12 protein-coding genes are annotated in these 20,736 nt (G+C 35.9%); 5 read left to right on the top strand and 7 right to left on the bottom strand.

Going from position 1 to position 20,736, the window contains the following annotated elements; genetic code table 11:
* From ACFIJQ_RS07910 to ACFIJQ_RS07885, 5 genes are all read left to right on the top strand, one after another.
* The coding region (locus tag ACFIJQ_RS07910) for an autotransporter outer membrane beta-barrel domain-containing protein (protein WP_375629646.1) at positions 1-141 on the top strand (141 nt) is incomplete at its 5' end.
* Between the two features lie 1,162 nt (positions 142-1,303).
* Positions 1,304-3,781: an autotransporter outer membrane beta-barrel domain-containing protein gene (locus ACFIJQ_RS07905; RefSeq protein WP_375629640.1), complete on the top strand. Its 2,478-nt coding sequence runs from the start codon at positions 1,304-1,306 to the stop codon at positions 3,779-3,781.
* Positions 3,782-4,434: 653 nt separating this feature from the next.
* Positions 4,435-6,846, top strand: a complete 2,412-nt coding sequence (locus ACFIJQ_RS07900) for an autotransporter outer membrane beta-barrel domain-containing protein (protein ID WP_375629638.1) — start codon at positions 4,435-4,437, stop codon at positions 6,844-6,846.
* Positions 6,847-6,992: 146 nt separating this feature from the next.
* Entirely contained in the window at positions 6,993-8,252 is a 1,260-nt protein-coding gene (locus tag ACFIJQ_RS07895; RefSeq protein ID WP_375629636.1) for an autotransporter outer membrane beta-barrel domain-containing protein, read from the top strand.
* 132 nt (positions 8,253-8,384) lie between these two features.
* Positions 8,385-11,468, top strand: a complete 3,084-nt coding sequence (locus ACFIJQ_RS07885; protein WP_404978556.1) for an autotransporter outer membrane beta-barrel domain-containing protein — start codon at positions 8,385-8,387, stop codon at positions 11,466-11,468.
* Positions 11,469-13,084: 1,616 nt separating this feature from the next.
* Here the strand turns inward: ACFIJQ_RS07885 and ACFIJQ_RS07880 are convergent.
* The 7 genes from ACFIJQ_RS07880 to parA form a co-directional block, all read right to left on the bottom strand.
* A complete protein-coding gene (locus ACFIJQ_RS07880; RefSeq protein ID WP_273788300.1) occupies positions 13,085-13,489 on the bottom strand; it encodes a flagellar protein FlgN in 405 nt (134 codons plus the stop codon).
* A gap of 2,729 nt (positions 13,490-16,218) precedes the next feature.
* Positions 16,219-16,449 (bottom strand): hypothetical protein, encoded by a 231-nt coding sequence (locus tag ACFIJQ_RS07875; protein ID WP_273788301.1) that lies wholly within the window; start codon positions 16,447-16,449, stop codon positions 16,219-16,221.
* Between the two features lie 899 nt (positions 16,450-17,348).
* Complete coding sequence (locus tag ACFIJQ_RS07870; RefSeq protein WP_015856695.1) at positions 17,349-17,567, bottom strand: EexN family lipoprotein; 219 nt, start codon at positions 17,565-17,567, stop codon at positions 17,349-17,351.
* Positions 17,568-17,570: 3 nt separating this feature from the next.
* Entirely contained in the window at positions 17,571-17,840 is a 270-nt protein-coding gene (locus tag ACFIJQ_RS07865) for an EexN family lipoprotein (RefSeq protein ID WP_273788302.1), read from the bottom strand.
* Positions 17,841-18,027: 187 nt separating this feature from the next.
* Positions 18,028-18,264: an EexN family lipoprotein gene (locus tag ACFIJQ_RS07860; protein ID WP_372440020.1), complete on the bottom strand. Its 237-nt coding sequence runs from the start codon at positions 18,262-18,264 to the stop codon at positions 18,028-18,030.
* 1,127 nt (positions 18,265-19,391) lie between these two features.
* Entirely contained in the window at positions 19,392-19,622 is a 231-nt protein-coding gene (locus tag ACFIJQ_RS07855) for a plasmid partition protein ParG (RefSeq protein ID WP_015856697.1), read from the bottom strand.
* A complete protein-coding gene (gene parA / locus ACFIJQ_RS07850) occupies positions 19,619-20,248 on the bottom strand; it encodes a ParA family partition ATPase (RefSeq protein WP_015856698.1) in 630 nt (209 codons plus the stop codon). The genes ACFIJQ_RS07855 and parA overlap by 4 nt, the downstream gene beginning before the upstream one ends.
* Between the last annotated feature and the right edge of the window lie 488 nt (positions 20,249-20,736).

Here is a 20,736-nt window from a genome sequence, read left to right as displayed (position 1 = left end):
GCAATTGAAGGCGGCATTGGCATCAATGCACAACTGTCTCACAATTTCTCCCTTCATGGTGATGTAAGCTATCAACAGAAGCTTCAGAAAACTGGTATAAGTGGTGCAAACTTTTCAGGTGGAATACGCTATCAGTTTTAAGACAAGGCTGTAAAAATAGCCTATCATTCTATTTAACTTAACAAAAAAGCAGCACAATGTGCTGCTTTTTTTAATCTATGTAAGCTACTATTCCTATCCCTTGAAACTTTTTTCTCCTTAATGATCTTCTTCTCTCCCATTTACACGAGCCGCGCGGCATATTCATTATCGAATTTTTCTATAAAGCTAAGCAAAGTGTATTTTTAAACAATATAAAGAAAACAACATTGGAAAAAATAATGATAAAAGAAGCTCTCTTTTCATACCTTTAATCTGTTTTTTCAATCCATTAGCTTAACACCACCTGTAAGGATTCATTTATATTTCCATGTAGCGTTTTTTAGGCAAAGCATTTTGACAATGCTTATCCCTCTCATTCCATACAATATATTGATTTATAAAGATAATTATTTGTTTTGCATGTTGAATGAGAGTCCTGAATATCGTAGGATTCTCTCATTTCAAACTTGTTTTATATTGAATCAATTAAAAATTTGCTTGCACGTTACAAGCGGGGCTGGCGTGTGAAGCAAAGTTATATAAGAAAAGCTTAAGAAGCCCTATAATGAACTGTCTCAAGAACCAAGAGCTTGTCACAAACATTGGGAGCTAGCAAAGTGTGTGATGGGCTTACTCTTTTATTAAGCGTAAAGGTATAAGCTTGCTCCTTCGTAAGCGTAAAGATGATGAGACTCTATGGCTTTAGCGTTATAGCATTCATGACCACATCGTCGCGAAATAAGCTTTGGTACCCTTAAAGAAAAGTCTCTTTAAAGAAAGCCTGTGAATAGCCCCCTCATCTCTTTTTCTTATAGCAGAGAAAATTTGCTGATCGTTTTGGTGAGTGCATAAAATAATACATCTCAATGCTATAGAGCTTTTATAACGATTATCCTTAATAGACAATTTTAAATATCATACTTCATAGTGTTTTTAGCATAAGCTTGACCAAGCTAGGTTTTATGAAATCCATTGTTCCCGACTTCTTATGATCATTAAAAAATTTTTCTTAAGAAAAACTTCAAATCATAGAGAACACCATAACTATAATTCGTTTTGTTGTTTACAATAAAAACATAATGATATAAAAACTGATTGGGTACTTGCGCCATCAGGGGAATGAAGTAAGCATCAAAGCATACCAAATACTAAAGGCATATCTATGTGTAAGAAATATATTTATAAGAAAAATTTTTTGTTATGTACAATTGCTGGAACTTTCATTTTTTCTCATTTTGCTCCAACTTATGCAAATAGACAACCTCCTGAAATTATAAGTGAGTTTAAAGTGGAGAAAGGAGAAGAGAAAACTCTTGATAACGTTTTTATCCGCAATGGATTGAGCGCAGTGCACGCCTCTGAAAAAGCAATTGCCACAATTACAAACTCAACAATACATTCAGCTTCGTTTGCTTTTGCTGTATCACAAGGTGGACGTATTAATGCTAAAGGAGTAAACGTCAATGCCTTGTATACTGGTCTATCGATTTCAAACGGTATCATTAACATTGAAGATTCATTCATAGAAAGCAAAAAACAATCCGGTATTGTTTTTCATAGCATTTTAGATGTTTTTGTGAAAGATGGTGAAGAAGTTATCAATAAGGCAATTCTTAACAATACAAAACTTCTTGTGAAAAATGGTGTCGGTATTTTAGGACCATCATCTTCAAAGTCTGTTGCCGAGGTTCAACTTAGAAATTCAGAAATTCGTTCTGATGTACTATTACAAAATAATGTAAAAAAGAAAACAGATTCAGATCCTCATCCTGTGACTTTTGTATTAACCGCCGATAATTCGATTATGGAAGGAAGAGCAAGAACCTTAGCAGTAAATACAACTGTTTTTAATTTAAACAACAATAGCAAATGGTATTTAAATGTAAGTCAATACGACATAAATCGTGATTTTAGTTCATTTAATTATGCACTCCATGACATTAAGCAACGAGCACTGTCTACCGTTTCAGTACTGAACTTCAATAATAGCTCTATTGTGTTTAATGCGCCACATAGGCTGGCAAAGGGTCAATATCAAACCTTGAGTGTAGGACGAACAATTGAGATCCCTAAACCACACGAAAACAGGGATTCCACTATAAAAACCGTTTATAATGCGACAGGTAATGCAAGAATTTATTTCAATACAGAATGGAGTGATGGTTTAAAAAGAGAACAACAAAAAACGGACCGCCTTCTTGTCCATGGAGATGTATCAGGCACCACAACAATTAGTTTCAATAATCTTTCAAAAGGTGAGTCATCAAAAGAAGAAGCTTCTATTCCCGCGAATATGCGTGGACTATCGCTCATTCAAGTATCTGGGAAAACAGATGAAAATGCCTTCAAACTAGCAAATGGCTATGTCACAATGGGCGGTTTGCCTTATAAATATGTCTTAAATGCCTATGGACCAACATCACATCTTGGAGAAGCAGAGAGCACACAAAGCCATTTAGGAGAAGTAACTCAACAATCACAAGAAAAGTCCTCAAAAACCGACACGACCCCCGTTGTATTAGGAGGTGTGGTTTTAAAGGTTGAGAATAATATAAAAGGTGAATCAACAGCAAATTCTGAGCAAATAGGAAGCACACAAAACCATTTGAGAGAAAATCAGAATTTCTGGGATTTCCGCTTGCAAAGTGCAACGCTCGATAATGAAGGAAAGATCAGAGCTCTCGTTCCTCAAGTGGCAAGCTATTTGTCCATGCCTAACGCACTATTCTCAGCTGGACTGGCTGATGTAAACAATCAAAACACTTTACTGAACACGATACAAAAAACAGGCTTTGAGAAAAAAAATCATAAAAACAAAGGGTTCTTCTTCTCGACTTATGGCAATAAGATGACATTATCCTCTCACCGTACGCCATTGCAATATGGCTATGGTGCCGATATTCACTATGCTGCTTTACAAGCAGGCTTTACATTAGTAGCTCTAGAAGATCAAAACATGACTACCAATTTTGGTCTTTTCGGAACATATGGGAAATTAGCTTTCACCCCAAAAGATATGGAAGGTGCTGACAAGAGTACACTCAATAAATGGTCAATTTCTGCATATAGTGGACTGCGCCATAATAATGGTACATATATCCATGCTCTCTTTTCTTATGGAATGCTCAAGGGAGATATCACCACAGCTCTCATAGGAAAGACTGCAGAATTGAAAAACGCTGATACATTCAGTGCATCAGCGACCATTGGACAAAAGTTCGAAACCAGTACGAAAGGATTGGTCTTTGAACCACAAGCACAAGTTGTTTATCAGCGTCTCATGCTTGGCACACTCTCAGATGTCGATGGCTTTGATGTAGATATGGGAAATCCTCATCAATACTTAGTGCGTGTTGGTGGGCGCTTAACACAAACGACGATTTCTATTGAAAAAGGCAGTATTCTTTCTCTCTATGGTAAATTGAATATTATTAAAGCTTTTTCTAACAATGACACCATACAGATTGGTGAATCATTCCACTTTGATTCTATGGGAGCTTCTGTTGAAGGTGGACTTGGTGTGAATGCACAATTATCACAAAATATCGCCCTTCATGCTGATGTTAACTATCAACATAAGCTTCAAAAAACTGGTATATCTGGAGCAAGCTTTTCAGGCGGAATACGCTATCAGTTTTAAGAAAAGGCAAAAAACAATTTATAGTCTATGCATTTTTAATAAAAAAGCAGTACGAATGTACTGCTTTTTTGCAATCTATCGTAAAGAGCCATCAATAACGGTTCTTTCTATACAGCTTTCTTGAAAGGATTAATTTCATTCAAACCAAATGCAACAAAATTCCTTATCTCTCAATGACTGCTGAAGTCTCAAGAGAGCTGCCTTTTTGATTTATAAAAATTGTTGTATATCGGTAAAAAATACAAAATATTTTAGCTTTTTTACATCAAAAAAATTCATAGTGAATAATTCTATATGCAAGAAAAACAACTGAACGATTTTTGTAAATGCACAACAAATCTTCTCCAAAAACTTTGTAGAGTTTTCATAACAACAGCCTTAAGCAATGAACATCCTTGCAAAATATTTTGATCCTTAGCACTTTAAAACAAAAATACTTATCAAGCTAGGTTTTCTGAAATCCATCTTCGCTGCATTGCGCTTTCTATTTTAAAAGCTCTTCTAAGACCAATTTTTAAACGATAAATAACAAAGCATAATATTCGTTTTGTTGTTTACAATAAAAATATAATGATATAAAAACTGATTGGGTACTTGCGCCATTAGGGGAATGAAGTAAGCATCAAAGCATACCAAATATTAAAGGCATATCTATGTGTAAGAAATATATTTATAAGAAAAATTTTTTGTTATGTACAATTGCTGGAACTTTCATTTTTTCTCATTTTGCTCCAACTTATGCAAATAAACAACCTCTTGAGATTCCTACGGTCCAAGTAGCTAATGGAGAAGAGAAGAGCCTTCATAATGTTTTTGTTCGTGGTAAGTATGATGCCGTGGTTGCTAAGAAAGGTCATATTACCATTACAAACTCAGTAATGCACTCAGGCTTTACTTTGCTTTCTGCAACATCAGGTGGTCAAATTAATGCCAAAGGAATTGTGGGAGAGGCAGAAGGGCATGGTTTGTCACTCACAAACGGCACAATCCATATTGAAGATTCAACATTAAAGGTCATAGGCCACAGCAGAGCCTATGGTATCAATTTGGGTTATATTTCAAGTTCTACAATAAAAGAAGGAGAAGAAGTTGTAAACAAAGCAATCCTTAATAATACAAAACTTCTTGTAAACGACGGTGTAGGTATTTTCGGACCTTATTATCCCAAAACGAATGCAGTGTACCTTAAAAACTCAGAAATTCGTTCTGATATGTTATTAAAAAATGAAGTCTCACCCTTCTTCGAGGTTCAACCTGCTACTTTTACATTAGAGGCTGATAATTCGATTATGGAAGGAAGAGCAAAAACGCTTCCTCAAAATACAACGGTTTTCACCCTAAATAATAACAGCAAGTGGCATTTAAAAATTAGTCTATTTGAGTTGGAAAATAGTTTTAGTCTATTTAATTATAAGCTCCTTGATCTTAAGCAACGAGCACAATCTATCGTTTCAGTCCTAAACCTTAATAATAGCTCTATCATATTTAATGCGCCGCATAAACTAGCAGACAATCATTATCAAACCTTGCATGTAGGAAAACATCCACAAAAAGCAGAGCAAAACAGAAGCTCCGATGCAACAACGGTTTACAATGCATTGGGCAACGCAAGAATTTACTTTAATACAGAATGGAGTAATGGTCTTACAAAAGAACAACAAAGAACTGACCGTGTTCTCGTTCATGGTGATGTCTCAGGCACCACAACGATCTATTTCAACAATCTTTCAAAGCATGCAGAACCATTCGATGATGAAGAAGATTCAATTCCTTTGAATATGCGTGGGCTCTCACTTATTCAAGTTTCTGGGCAAGCAAATGAAGATTCCTTCAAACTTGCCCATGGCTACACCGCAATGGAGGGCTTACCTTATAAATACATACTCAATGTTTATGGACCAACATCCAGCCGTGGGAAAGCCGATAAGACACAAAGTCATTTAAGCGGAATATCACAAGAATCAAAACAGAAAGATGCACAAAATACCAATGCATCATCCCTTAAAAAAGAAAACAATGGACAAGCTCCCTTGGAAGAAAATGAGAATTTCTGGGATTTCCGCTTGCAAAGTGCGACTCTCGATGATGAAGGAAAGATCAAAGCTCTTGTTCCTCAAATGGCAAGCTATTTGGTTATGCATAATGCAATATTCTCCTCTGGATTGGCTGATATAAACAATCAAAATACATTGTTAGATAATATGCACTCAATAGTTTTCGGATTAGAAGGTCATAAACAGAAAGGGATATTCTTATCGACTTATGGAAACAAGATGACGTTATCTTCCAGCCGTAGTCCATTAGAATATGGTTATGGTGCAGATGTTCGTTATGCTGCTATCCAAGCAGGCATGACATTAGCAACGTTAGAAAATCAAAATATGACCGCGAATCTTGGTCTTTTAGGCACATATGGAAAGCTTTCTTTTGCGCCAAAGGATATGGAAGGTTCTGACAAAAGCATACTGGATAAATGGTCTTTTACGGCATATGGGAACCTCCACCATGACACTGGTCTCTATGTTAATACACTTTTCTCTTACGGCATTTTAAACGGACATATTACAACAGCCCTTATCGGCAACACCACAGAGTTAAATAATACGGATACATTAAATATATCAGCTACCGTTGGACAAAAACTAGCAACTGGTATTGAAGGGGTGTCCTTTGAACCACAAGCACAACTTATTTATCAACACATTGCATTTGGCACTCTTTCAGATATCGATGGCTTCCAAGTTAATATAAAGACCCCTCATCAATGGTTGGTCCGTATTGGAGGGCGTTTAACGAAAACAATGCTTCCCATTGAAAAAGATCGTGTTCTTTCTTTTTATGGTAAATTGAATGTCATCAAAGCTTTTGGTGAAAAGCGCACTATCGATGTTATTGAATCTTTCTATCTCGATTCTATGGGCTCTTCCCTTGAAGGTGGGCTTGGCATTAACGCGCAACTTTCTAAAAATATTGCACTTCATGCTGACGTTAATTACCAACATAAACTTCAAAAAGCTGGTGTCTCTGGAATTAATTTTTCCGGTGGAATGCGTTATCGCTTTTAGAAATCTTAGCTCTCTATTTTGACGCATAAGCAGCGCTGAGATGAAAACAGTGCTGCTTATATTTTACTACATTACAAAAATTGTAGTGTGTCAAAAAGTGGTTCATTTTTAGCAAAACAAAGAAAAATATCTTAAGGAACATCTCTATGCATAAGAATCTTTTATGTACAGCCGCTTGTGCTTTGTTTTTTTCTTCTTTTAATTTTACGTCTACCAGTACCGCTTCTGGCTTAAACCCTCAAACACGCCATACCATTGAAGGAATTATAAAATTACCTGAACAATATCGCCATACCATTGATTTAATAAACACACCAACACAAGCATCGAAAACGACTCTTAACACATCCGCAAAAGCTCATGTGAAATTACCCACAAAAGTTAAGAGAACCGCTACCGCTGATACCGAAAGCACCTCTAAACTTACAGATAATGAAGCAGCCGCAACTTCTGCTTCTCTTGATTTGGCAGAAAAAAGAACAGTTCTTACGCCACAAAAAGAAAGCTCTTTAGTCATGCCTATCGCGATGTTTTCTGTCGGTTTTTCTGATTTCAACAATCAAAATATCTCGTTAGACAATATGCAAATAACAATGTTTGAACCAAAAGATCATCCAGAGAGAAGCGTTTTCTTATCCACTTATGGCAATAAAAGCACCTTTTCTTCCAGCATTCAAGAAAAGCAAGATGGTGTTCAAGCAAATATTCGCTATGCTGCATTGCAAGCAGGAGCCACATTAATAGCGCTATACGATCAAAATATCAGCAGCAATTTTGGTCTTTTCGGAACATATGGGAAATTGTCTTTTACTCCTAAAAACAAAGAAATCTCTCATAAGAAAATGCTTGATAAATGGTCACTCACCGCATATGGAAATATTCAACATGACAGTGGCCTCTATGCAAGTGCATTTCTCTCTTATGGCATTTTCAAAGAAAATAACACCTCAGCTTTCATCAAACATACCTCAAAAGTAAATAATAGTAAAACATTAGGGGCTGCTGCAACTGTTGGTCAAAAACTGTCAACCAGTTTGGAAGGTGTAATCCTAGAACCGCAAGCACAACTTGTTTATCAGCGTCTCATGCTTGGCTCTTTCTCAGATGACGATAACTCTAAAATAGACATAAGCAAACCTCATCAATGGTTGCTCCGTATTGGCGGACGTTTGACGCAAAACAAAGGCCATGCCCTTTCCTTCTACGGCAAACTGAACGCGATCAAAACTTTTAGTGAAAACCTTCCGCTTGCTGCTATGGGATTTTTAATCGAAGGTGGTTTTGGTATTCAGGCGCACCTATCTGAAAATATCGAGTTTCATAATGATCTCAGCTATCAACATAAATTCAAAAAAGATGGCATATCTGCAATAAATATTTCCGCTGGAATGCGCTATCACTTTTAAAAATACTTGTATTCCCATCTTGAAATATAAAGCACTCTCATTATGTTTCGTTTTGTTTCCTACAAAAGAAACATAATGAGGTCAAAGTTTTATCTTTTATGAAAGAGGGGAAATATTTAGGAATACATCTATATGAAAAAAAGTTTTTTACTATACACAGTTTCTGGAATGCTGTTTTGTTCTTCTACCAGCTTGTCTTATGCTCTTCATGATACGAATGCACAACCTACAATAGATCTCCCGTCTCCACAACCCGCTCATTCAAATGCATCATCTTCATATCCACCTTTAACATCTGGCTCTACAAAAACGATCATACCCCCTCCTCTTACAAAGAGTGAATCTACAACGCCTACTCCTACGAGCACTCTACCTTCCACAACCCAACTTGAAGGAAATTTAGTTCGAAATACAATTTCTTTTTCAAAACAAAACTCTGATCTTAGCCAAGGAAGTACACAAACATCAAAGACTAAGGTGGCAAAAAGTGTACAATCTAACCCTACAGCCACACAAGATACTCCTACACAATCTCCAACGACAGAGATAGCTCCAACAGTAGGAATGGAAGTAAAATCTAGAAGACGTTCAGGTGTTTCCACTTCTTCTACAGACTCTTCCAGAAAAAAAATGCCCGAAAATTCTGCTGTATCCTCACAGTCAGAACCTCCACAACCTGCACCGAATTTACGACCAACACTTATAAACTTAGAATCTACAAGAACGGAACCTACAAAACCGACAACAGAGCTATCGCCAACGCTTAAAGAACCAGAACTCGCACAGCCAATATCTTTAAGACCAAAAACTGGAAAACCAGCATTACCGGTACCGCCAAAATCTGTAAAACCAGTGCCCGTACAATCTGCCTCTACACAAAAAATATCTGAAAAATCAGAGCTTAAAAAACCAATATCACCAATAAAACAACCTGAAAAGTCTACACAAATTGAGGATATAAGCTCCGGAATTGAGGCTGAAAACGGTAAAACCATAACGCTACATAACAAAAAAATTCAAGACAATGGTTTTGCTGTACATGCAGAGGGCAATAATTCAAAAATCAACATGATAGGGGGAACAGTTGATGCGCGTTTTGTTGCACTAAGTGTATCAGATGGTGGAGAAATTGATGCTACAGGTATTACTGTAACAGCAGAAACAGTTGGTTTGCTAAACATAGATGGAACAATCAAACTGAAAGATTCAAGCGTACATGTCACGGGCAATCATGAAGTGGACGGTATTATTTTCCGCGACAATCCGTATAATGTCCCTAGAAAACGATATACACGCAATGCTGAAAGGAATGCCAACGCCGTTCAAGAACAAGATGTAGCCAATATTGCCGATAAAGTAACTCTAGAGAATACAAAGATTTTCGTTGAACATGGTAGGGGTATCAACCTTTATGGAACAGGCATAAACGGTGAAGTCAGCCTTAAAAATTCAGAAATTCATGCCGATATTTTATTAAAAAATATAAAAAACGAAAATGCTTTCACAAACACCCTTACACTGGTTTCTAACCACTCTTCTTTAGAAGGTCGAGTAAGAACTTCTAAAGATAATAGAACTGTTTTTGATCTAAAAGAGGGGACGAAATGGCTTTTAAAGGCAAATAAAAACGCCCAAAATAATGATAATGTTTCAGATGACCATGTACAGTTTGGTGTTGATGAAAAATTATACTCTAACCTTTCTGGATTGCGCCTTACAGATAGTGTCATTATGTTTAACAAGCCAGTGGAGGGACATTACCAAACTCTGTTTATAGGACCTAATCTTCCGAAAGGAGAAGGAACAGCTCATACAGAAGCGGTTTATAGTGCAACAGGTGTTGCAGAAATTTATGTAAATACTCAATGGAATAAACATTCTCCTATCACGGAGCAACAGACCGATCGCATTGTGATTAATGGTGATGTCTCAGGCCGTACTGTTGTTCACATCAATCTCCGAAAAACAGATAAAAAAACAACCGATAGCTCTGCTGTTTGGGGAGAACACATGGCGTCACTTCCTTTAGGGACACATGGGATTTCAATCATTCAAGTTTCCGGACAAGCAAACGAAAATTCCTTCACGTTAGCAGGAAACTATATGACAATAGGGAAACAACCTTATAAGTATGTACTTACAGGCTATAAACCTGGAACATCTCATGAAAGCCAAAACCTTTTTGGTAAGAACAGTAATTTTTGGGATTTCCGCTTACAGAATGCCTACATTGATAAGGATAAAAAAGTTCGAGCACTTTTACCACAGGTAGCAAACTATTTAACCATATCTAATACTTTATTTTCTGCTGGATTTACTGATGTCAACAATCAAAACACGTTGTTAGACAATATGCGAACAACAGTATTTGGGGCAGAAGACAATAAAAAGAATGGTATCTTTTTCTCTTCCTACGGCGAGAAAGTCACCTTATCTTCCAACCGCGATCCACTGCATTATGGTTATGGTGCTGATGTAAACTATACTGCTTTACAACTAGGTGTCATATTAGCCGCCTTGGAAGGCAAAGACATAAGCACACATTTTGGTTTTGTAGGAACATACGGAAAACTTGCCTTTACGCCAAAAGAAATGCAAGATTCTGAAAAGACGACACTTGATAAATGGTCTCTTGCCGCTTACAGCGGCATCCAACATAGCAATGGTATATATGTAAACACACTTCTTTCTTACGGAAAGTTAAAAGGAAATATTACCACAGCTCTTGTTGGAAATGCCGCAAAACTGGATGGTACTGAAATGCTTAATATATCTGCAACCATTGGTCAGAAATTAGCGACCAATACAAAAGGATTGGTATTTGAACCACAAGCACAATTCATTTATCAAAATCTCATGTTTGATATCTTCTCAGACGCCGATGGCTTAAAAGTAGACATGGGCAACCCACATCAATGGTTGGTGCGGATTGGTGGACGTTTAACAAAAACTATAATGGCTGCTGAAGAAAGTAAGGCTGTTTCCTTCTATGGTAAAGTAAATGTTATCAGAGCTTTTGGTGATGGTAAAACAATAAAAATTGCTGATACCTTTCATGTTGATCCTACCGGCTCTTCAGTTGAAGGAGGCATGGGGGTGAATGCATATCTTTCTCAAAATATCGTACTAAACGCTGATATCAGCTATCGACAAAAACTGCAAAAGGCCGGTGTATCTGGCACCAATTTATCTGGCGGGATACGTTATCGTTTCTAAAGCAGAAGCTAATTTTAACTTAAATAAAAGAGCAGCACAAAGTGCTGCTCTTTTATTTAAACTTATATTTTTTTAATTCTCAAAAATCATTATCACATTAAAGAAGATTTTGACTTATAATGTTTCTTTTGCACATTGAATAAAAAACTGAATACCATAGCATTCTCTCATCAAAAACACCCCATGCATAAAGTTTTATGTCTTACACCACACCTCAAGCGATGATATTTTTACAGCACAACAAAATAAGCATTCATGCGGATTTAAAAAAGTCAGCCCCTTCTTCGCTGTGGGCGTTCCATTTATTTTAGATGATATACATTTAATATACCTGCTATAAAAACTTGCTATCTGTTATAAATTCTTAAAGGCATATTTTTCCTCTAAAATCTCAATGCTACACCAACTCCACCATAAGGCAACACATTGATTTATAAAGAGTGTTCATTGTTTTGCATGTTAAATAAGAATCCAGGATAGCGTAAGATTCTTTCATTTCAGATCCGCTCCATGTTGAAGCGACCAAAATCATATCTCTTGCAAGTTACAAGCGGGAAGAGCCCTTGTGGATAAAAAACGATTAAAAAAGGATTAAAAATGCCCCTAATAAACCGTCTCAAATGCCAAGGGCTGTAGCAACACCCACGAGCTAGAAAATATGCGCCTGCTTACTCCTTTATGAAGCGTAAAGATCGTGGTGCTCAATTGATTTACCTTTATACCATTCACGGATACCACCGTGAAATGGGATTAGGTGCCTTAAGAGATGTTTCTTTAAAAAAGCACGTGAATTAGCAACACAATGACGTTCTGTTTTACATGAGGAGGCGCGTGCCCCCATTAAAGAACGAGAGAAAAAGAAGCGTGAAATAATGCGTAATCTTCATCATTTAACAGATAGTGCTTTAGATTCTTTTGAAAAAAATAAAGCTAAATTAAAGGATGGTGGTACAGAGAAAAGCTGATTTCTAGCCCTTTATTCTTTCCCAATAAGATCGCCTCCCCATTTAAAATATTACGCCAACAAAGGTATACGCAATATATTCACTCAAATCTGGATGCTCTCTCCAATCTGACATACAAAAACTAAAAACAGCAGAAGAAAATATTAAACCACTTTAATTTTTGTCTCAAACATATAGATTTAAACAACTAACCGCTTCGTATCACCACACTTCAAAGGACAGTACTCCATAAGGCTTATAGGCAATATTCATCACATACTCTCAAAAAACTAATGCATAAAACCTTAATTACCATAGCCCCAAGTAAGCTGTTTTTAAGGCATCACGGGCTGGTCTAAATATTCCCTTGATCGGCCTCCCTAAACTAAAAAATGAAGCTCCCTGTTAACTCAGTCTGCAAACAATACTCTGTAAATCCCCCCCTTCTCTTAGTCCTCCCCCAGCTAACTTCCCAACAGCATGCGGTTCACATCACTACACCTTAAAAGACACTGTTTTAAGAACAGCGTTTTACAGTACAACAGGATAATAATTTAAATACCCAAATGCGCTTAAAACAAGTCTACTCACTAAACGCATTATTTATCCAAATAAACTGATCTACCTAATCATTGTCATCACTTAGAACAGCCAATATTCATCAGATTTGAATCATTCCTCTGTTTCTTTTACGCGTCCAGATAGTTGCATAGCTCTAGAAAGATCATTAACTGCATTTAAATGCGTCTGAAGCAATTCACTATTACGCTGTAATTTTTCTTGTAAATCAGACAACAAACTTTCAACTTCATGCTCAATATCTTGATTCATGTAGCGCTTCACATCGCTCATGGATTTATTAAGATCACGCAAACCACGTATTTTACATAAATTTATTTCTTCGTAATCTGGAACACCACTGCTCTCTAGCATATTGCTTTCATAATCAACAACTTGAGCTAACCCTTTAACAGCAGCAACAAATTTTGTCATCGCCCAATCACGATCAATAAGATTATTATCAAGAACTTTTGCTTTTGATGCAAAACTATCATCACCATATTGCACTACAGACATTTTTACTTCCCCTTCAACACTCTTGTTCAATCTTTCAAATGAGGGAGATTAAACAGGTTATCTTCAATGCTGATACACTCAATAAAGCTCGTGGTGCAAACATCGCTCAAACAACAGCACGACAATCCTTCAAAGCGTATACCACTTCAACTTTCAACGCATTCTCTCAAGTATTTTTCTTGCTTTGCTCCAAAACCATCATTGCGGCTATACTAATTCACCAAAACGCTATAAACTTAAACCTTACGCAGCAATATTGAAAATTTTACATTTGCTCTGTCTATTTTGGTCTATTTCGCCTTGCCGATTTTATCTTTGCCTATTTCGTCACCAGCATGCCTTCAACAGAAAACAACAACGCTCTCACGAGAACTTTGTCCACAAAAAGACCACCTGCCGACAAAAACCCACAGCATATCTTGCAGCATATCAAAGACTTAAGCTCATTAAAAATTTCAGCATTTTAACGATAGCAGCATCTTACCCTCCATAACCTATGGCTTTTTTTGCACCTAAACTTGCATACCTTCCGGCACCCCATAAGATGGCACCCTACAAAATTAGTTGCACCCATTCAAAAAGACACACCCTCCCCCATGCTCCTTCTGCACACACGCAGTATTTCGCATAAAAAACAAAAAGAATGCTCTTTTGAACAGATCAGCCATACAGCAATATTAAAAAAGACATCTTAAAACAGCTAAACAGCCATCAATCTCCCTTTTTTTAATTATCATTCGCTTTTCTTTGCAATGAACGACTATATAAGATTTTTTGAACCTTTTCAAGAGTTTCTTAGCCAATCAATTCGATACGTCTTCAATTGCATATTCACGCGCTTGTTTTAAAGAAATATCTCTTAAGTATACCCAAGCCTATTTCGCGCCATAACCCATGAATAATATAATGATAAATCCCCCATGACATGTATAAAATCCATTGAGCACTGTCCATCTTTACGCTTAATAAAAAAAGCAAGCCAACACCATCAAATATTTTGCTAGCCCCTCATGTTGCGATATCCTTGACATTTGAGTGCGGTTCAAAAAGCATGCCTTTCTTGTACAGTTTCGCTCCGCATGGACCCTCCCCACTTGTAACTGCAAAAGACATGGTTTTGGTTGATTCAACCTCGAACAGATTTGGAATGAAAAAATTTTATGGTATTCAGGACTCTAATTCAAGTTGAATAACGATAGATTATCATTATCTATCAAAATATTATCCAATGCATAATGCTTAACGCTCCCCACATTGATATTTTCAGAATTTCCACAGCATCTTCCTATAGATTATTTCACTCCATAACACAGTTTTCTCTTAATATCGCAGCTTTACATGTGCTACTGGTATAAAAACATAGAAACAATCATTTTATAATAAAGGTACAATTTTTATTACGAACTTTCTCTTATTTTCAATCTTCTAAATGCGGCTCTTCTCTTTCATACTCATCACATTTCAAATCTATTCCATGTTGAATAAATTAAATTTACTTGTTTGCACATCACAAACAACGCCCTGATGTGTTGATAAAATACACTGAAAGAAAAATGCCTCTTATGAACCTTCTCAAATGCCAAGGACTATAGTAAACATTGGAAGAAAGTGTATGATGATCGTGCCTTGCTCTTTCATAAGTGTAAAGATGGTAGCATTCTATAGATTTTTATATTATTCAAATTTTATATTATTTCACGAGAGCTTACTGTTATACCATTTACGAGTGTCATCGTAAAATGTTTGTCGTATGCAGTGAAAGATGTTTTCTTACAAGTACATAAATATGCAATACAAATATATTAATATACAACATAAGTATATTTCGTTTGGAACGTTCTTTTCTTTTGTGCAAAACATGCCCATTAGAGCAGCATTAACCAATCTTACTATGAGATAAACGATCAGAAAACATTTTTGTCTTCTTCTGTGCACCTTAAAGGACAAAGATCTTAACTCAATCTGCTCTGTACGCAGTCCGAATTTTTATCAAGCGATCTTCTCTTGACTTCCTACTCATGTGAGTCACTTAAACGAAAGGCTCAATAAAACAACCTACGAATATTCATCGCGCACTAAAAAATACTTAAACGTTACAAGAAAACTTATATGCCTTATATTACCGCTATAAATGATAGTGTTTCATAGCATAACAGGATAAAAAAGTTTTCTGCAACACAAAACCTACAAAATCAATTAATATTCTCTTTAAAACTTTCTTTTTTAAGATTTACAGTGCTCTAATTCCTCAAGCCTTTACAAAAAAGGAACGATTTTAAGCTTGCCTAATATATTGTATCAACATATACTACAGATTGTAATATATTGTTATTCATAAAATCACCTCAAAAAGAACAGAAAGAGGTTTTTATGGCTGATCTCGTAAAAGCCGCAGTGCTTTATTCAACCTTGATTATCACCATGAATGCTTTTGTTGTTATTTTAGTTCTCGTAATAGAAATATACTAAGCATACTCTCTTGGCTTTTTGTAATTTGCGCAAACGATCATCTTAATTTTACATAAGATCAAAGCAAAATTTTAACTCTACAGATAAATTACACACCCAATTTCAAACATCGCTTGCAACTATTTAAGTGTTAACTCTGCTTTTTGTATGCATTTTTAACCATCAGTTTCCGTCTTTTCACGCTACTTGAATCTCAACTTCATTCCCGCCTTAAAGAACTAAATTTTCTACCAGAACCGATCTGTAAATAATTTGTCTCCTTATTGAATAAGTTCCTCTTGCTTCTCCCCTTCAGGGCATATCACAATTCTAAAGGAATATTTCAAGAAGCTTATGATAAATCCATTGAACACCATCATCATACACTTGCGAGGGAATAAACCAGCACCATCACACACTTTTCCAGCACCAAATGTTGCAACAACCTTTAATCCTTGAGATAGTTCATAAAAGACATTTTTACTTCTTTCTTCAGCAGTTTTTATCCACACGGCTCTCCATGCTTGTAACGTGCAAGTAGATGGTTTTAATTGATTCAACCTAGAACAGATTTTGACGAGATCCTTATTCAACATAAAATAATTAAATTATTTTTATAAATCAAAGTATTATTCAAAAAACATTCATTACACACTCGAGAACAAAAAACACCTCATACATAAAGTTTTACATGAGCTCCACCGCTCAACATGATAATATTACAACACAATTAAGATAAAAAATAACAAGGAAAAACCTTGCAAACTTAAAAAAGAGAGGGAGAAAATGAAAAGGTGTGGAGAGCGCTCACTCCCTCACACATCCAGCAAAACCGTCCTAGCAAAAATGACTCACATCTTAACTAATGTTATAATATTCTCAAATCAAAAGCAATTTCTTAAAAATAGTTTAAGAAAAACATTTAAGTATAAAACGATAATAATTCCATTCAGAATATTTTTCCCTTTATTAAGATAGAGAAAAGTAAATTCCAAACAAATGTTTCCTCCCAATTTTTCCGAAATTAGCCGCAACGCTTAAAGCCAGTCTTAGTGTGATGAAACATTGATTTGTGATTTTGTGATAAAGGCAGAAAAACACCCCAAAGGTAGATTTAATCTCATGTTGTAAATACATGAAACCAAAACATTAAACAATCAGCACATAGTTTGAAAAATTAACAATAACACGTAGCAACTCATTCGGATGCAATACTATCACAATTGAAAGCACTTTTTGGCTGGACAAATGACAGTATAGAATCCGTTTACACAAAGAATACAGATCGTAAAAGACTAATTCTTGAAGCCATAAAAAGGCTCTCTAACGTTAGAGAGAGCCTAAAAAACGTAATAGAATCAACAATTAACCAATTCCTTATTGATAGAATAATTTATTGAATTTTATGTTTTTAATTAATGCCAAACATAAGTTCCATATACGCTTGTCTGGCATGTTGACAATTTTTAGATTTCTTTATAGACGATGGATCCATCTTTTCACATTTTTTTACCCACTCTTCGAGTAATGTTTTATCTTTCTTGAATTCCGCTACGCTGTGATTTTTTTCGCAAGCAGCAAGGACAAGTCCAGTACAAACCAACAATGCTGTGATAATAATTTTATTCATAATTTAATTCTCCTCCTTTTTATCTTCAGTTTTTTTCTCGTCATCATGTACAAAGCTCGCACCAGGCCAATCTCGGGCATGAACTTCACGATACGCTTTATCTGCATTTTTACAATTTTGAGAATCTAAACTCCCTGATATCATACATTTCATTGCCCATTGCTCGAGTAATTTAGGATCTTTCTTAAACTCTGCTACGCTATAAGTTTTTTCACAACCAGCAACAGCAAGTCCAGCACAAAGCAGCACTGTTGTAATAATGGCTTTATTCATCAATAAATTCCCCTTCTTTCAAATTTACAAAGTTTAGGACACAATTTAGGGACCCATTAAATTTGTACATGCGGTTCATTGTGCATTTTCAAAAATTTTAAAATCCACTTCTTTACGCGATTTTTCCCAACCTATGATGATAAATCGCGTACAAAGAAAAACACCGCTATCAATATATTTTTATGATTTAATTGTTGTCCTGCTTTTTTTCAGTTTCATTCCCCTTTTTGCCACTTTCACGAAGTTGCTTTGCAAGATTTCTATAATGCTCTTGAAAAAGTTCCATATCGGCTTGCATGACATTTTGACAATTCTTGGTTGCAAAAGCAGATGCTCCCATTTTATCGCATTTCTTTCCCCATTCTTGCATCAATTTTTTATCTTTCTTAAATTCCTCAACACTGTAGTTTTTTTCGTGAACCAACAGTAACAAGCCCCGTGCAAAGCAACAGCGCTGTTATAATGATCTTGTTCATGATTTAACCCCTCTCTTTGTTTTATATTTTATTAACAATATCTTTGGATTCACATCCCCTCCTATATTGTGACCTTGCGTCTAACTTTCCTTTGCAAATACGCACACTTGCAACGCAAACATGTTAAATTATGAAAACTGCTTTTATTTATCAGACTTGCATTTGTAGCATTATCTGCACGGCTGCTCTTTGTATTTGAAGTATTTAAACTTCAGCAATAATTTTGATATCTTGGCATTTTTCAAAAACCACTTCATCATGAGAAGTCGCACAAAATCTTATCAAAAATTCGTAATGCCTATATCCATTGCAAATTCCCTGCAAACGAAAGAATACACCTTTTAACCAACTGATTGCGCTCTTATCATTTCTTAAACCACCGGAAAAGAAAGAAAACTTTAAGTCCCCCTGCACTTTTTAAATGCCAATAGAAATGCTAAAAAAGCGATCTTATACATTATCAATTGAAGCAAAAAAGCCTATTTCCTTGCGTACCATTACGACTGGCATTAACTATTTAAGACTATAAAATCATATAAATGTAAGAAATACTGTCTATAATATGCTCAATGACTTCTTTTGTTTATTAGGAAAACTTATAGCGCGCCAATATCAGTAAATTTTATGTATTTTTTTATCCCCCCTTTATAAATATGAATATAATTTAATAAAATGAATCGCTGCATAACAAAAAAAAATAATCAACGCTACTCTTAATTACATTATTTACGCATGTATTAAGTAAAATAAACAAAAAAATAACCTGACATTTAAAATCATTATCAAGAAAATTTTTATAGAAGAATAAACATATCTATTCATCTAGCGATATAAGATCACAAGAAGTATGATGATTATCACATTTATAGGGAAAAGTTTGAAACGAAGAATTTTTCGCAAACTCATAGCTCTTTCATGAAATGATATAGAACCTTATGAAAAACAACTTAAATGAAGCAGCCCTCGTGAAAAAAGAAGGGAGATTTTATCATTATTAACTTCGTATAAAAACAAACGATATCATCTCTAGAAAAAGCATTCAAACCAACGAAAACTTATTATCATATATCACTTTTTACACTTTTCCGTATTTTTGTGAAAGCAATTCGCGCACCTCATCGGCTATTTTAGTTCCACGACTTGCACAACTTACCTTAATCAATCGATGCAAACTTTCTGGTATATCAATCGTGAGGCGCTTCATACCTCCACTCATGCTCCCTTTGGGGCTTCCTACCCATGCATCTGCTGTTAAAGGAATTGATTTATTCGTTGGTTTCGTGCCGATTTTAATTTTTTTATTCATCGCGCTAACTCCTTGATTTCCGCTGCAACAGCTTCAATCTCTGCTGTTGCTGGTCCTTGCTTATCAACTTCATAAACCGCCTTCCCCTGTGCTGCTGCTTCTGCAAAAATCACGCGCTGCGCAACGCTAGAAGAAAGAACATGCACGGGGTATATGCCAAGAGCTTCGTTCACATCACGCCCTATCGCTGTATTGACTATTTTACGATTAATAACAAAAGCAGATTTAAGATTTTCTTTATAAACACGCGCTTCGTCAATCAGCTTTACAATTCCATCGGCTGCCCAAATATCATAAGGACTAGGCAAAACAGGTATAAGCACCAAATCCGAAGCCATAAGAGCACTACGAGCAAGATCAGTCACACGCGGAGGACCATCGATAATAATATGATCATAACCATGACCAATCTGTGTAATCTCTTTATGAACCGTTGCACGCGGTAAACCAATAACCGAAAACAAAGGTGCATCTTCACGCGCAGCAGCCCAATCCAATGCGCTCCCCTGTGGATCAACATCAATAAGCAATACCCGTGCACCGGTACGCGCAAAACTGGCCGCAAGATTAACACTCAACGTAGTTTTTCCTACGCCGCCCTTTTGATTCAAAAGTCCAATGATCATTTATTACGCCTTTCAGCATTATCGTTTTTACGATTATACAGAAAGTAATAAAAGAAGCAAGCATCCAATACGTGCAAAATAACCATTTCTCCTATTTTTAGGATAAAACGACAGCCCGCAATTTTGTCTTTATAATATTCTTTTAGCATAAGAAAAAACATTATGAAGATGATGTTCTTGAGAATAACAAAAATAAATCTAAACAAAAGACACGCTCTTCTTCCCCCGCCCTAAAACGAAGATTCTTAAATCCATGTCGATCTGTGAACAATGCTCTGTAAATGATCCAGTTTCTTATCTCGTGCCTACCATTTGGGCTTCTCCCTTCATGCAGTCCACTTAATGCAACTCTACAAATAAGCTCCACTCTGAATATACAACAAACTATAAGAAGCATTCATTGTTTTGCACGTTGAATGAGAGAGCTGAAATCAGGAAGATTCTCTCATTTCATGCCCTCTGATATTAAATCAATCAAAATCATGTCT

The sequence above is a fragment of the Bartonella sp. TT67HLJMS genome (assembly GCF_042193375.1).
GTDB lineage: Bacteria > Pseudomonadota > Alphaproteobacteria > Rhizobiales > Rhizobiaceae > Bartonella > Bartonella grahamii.
Note: the sequence above shows the minus strand (reverse complement) of the source record. Positions and strands in the feature narration are given on the sequence as shown.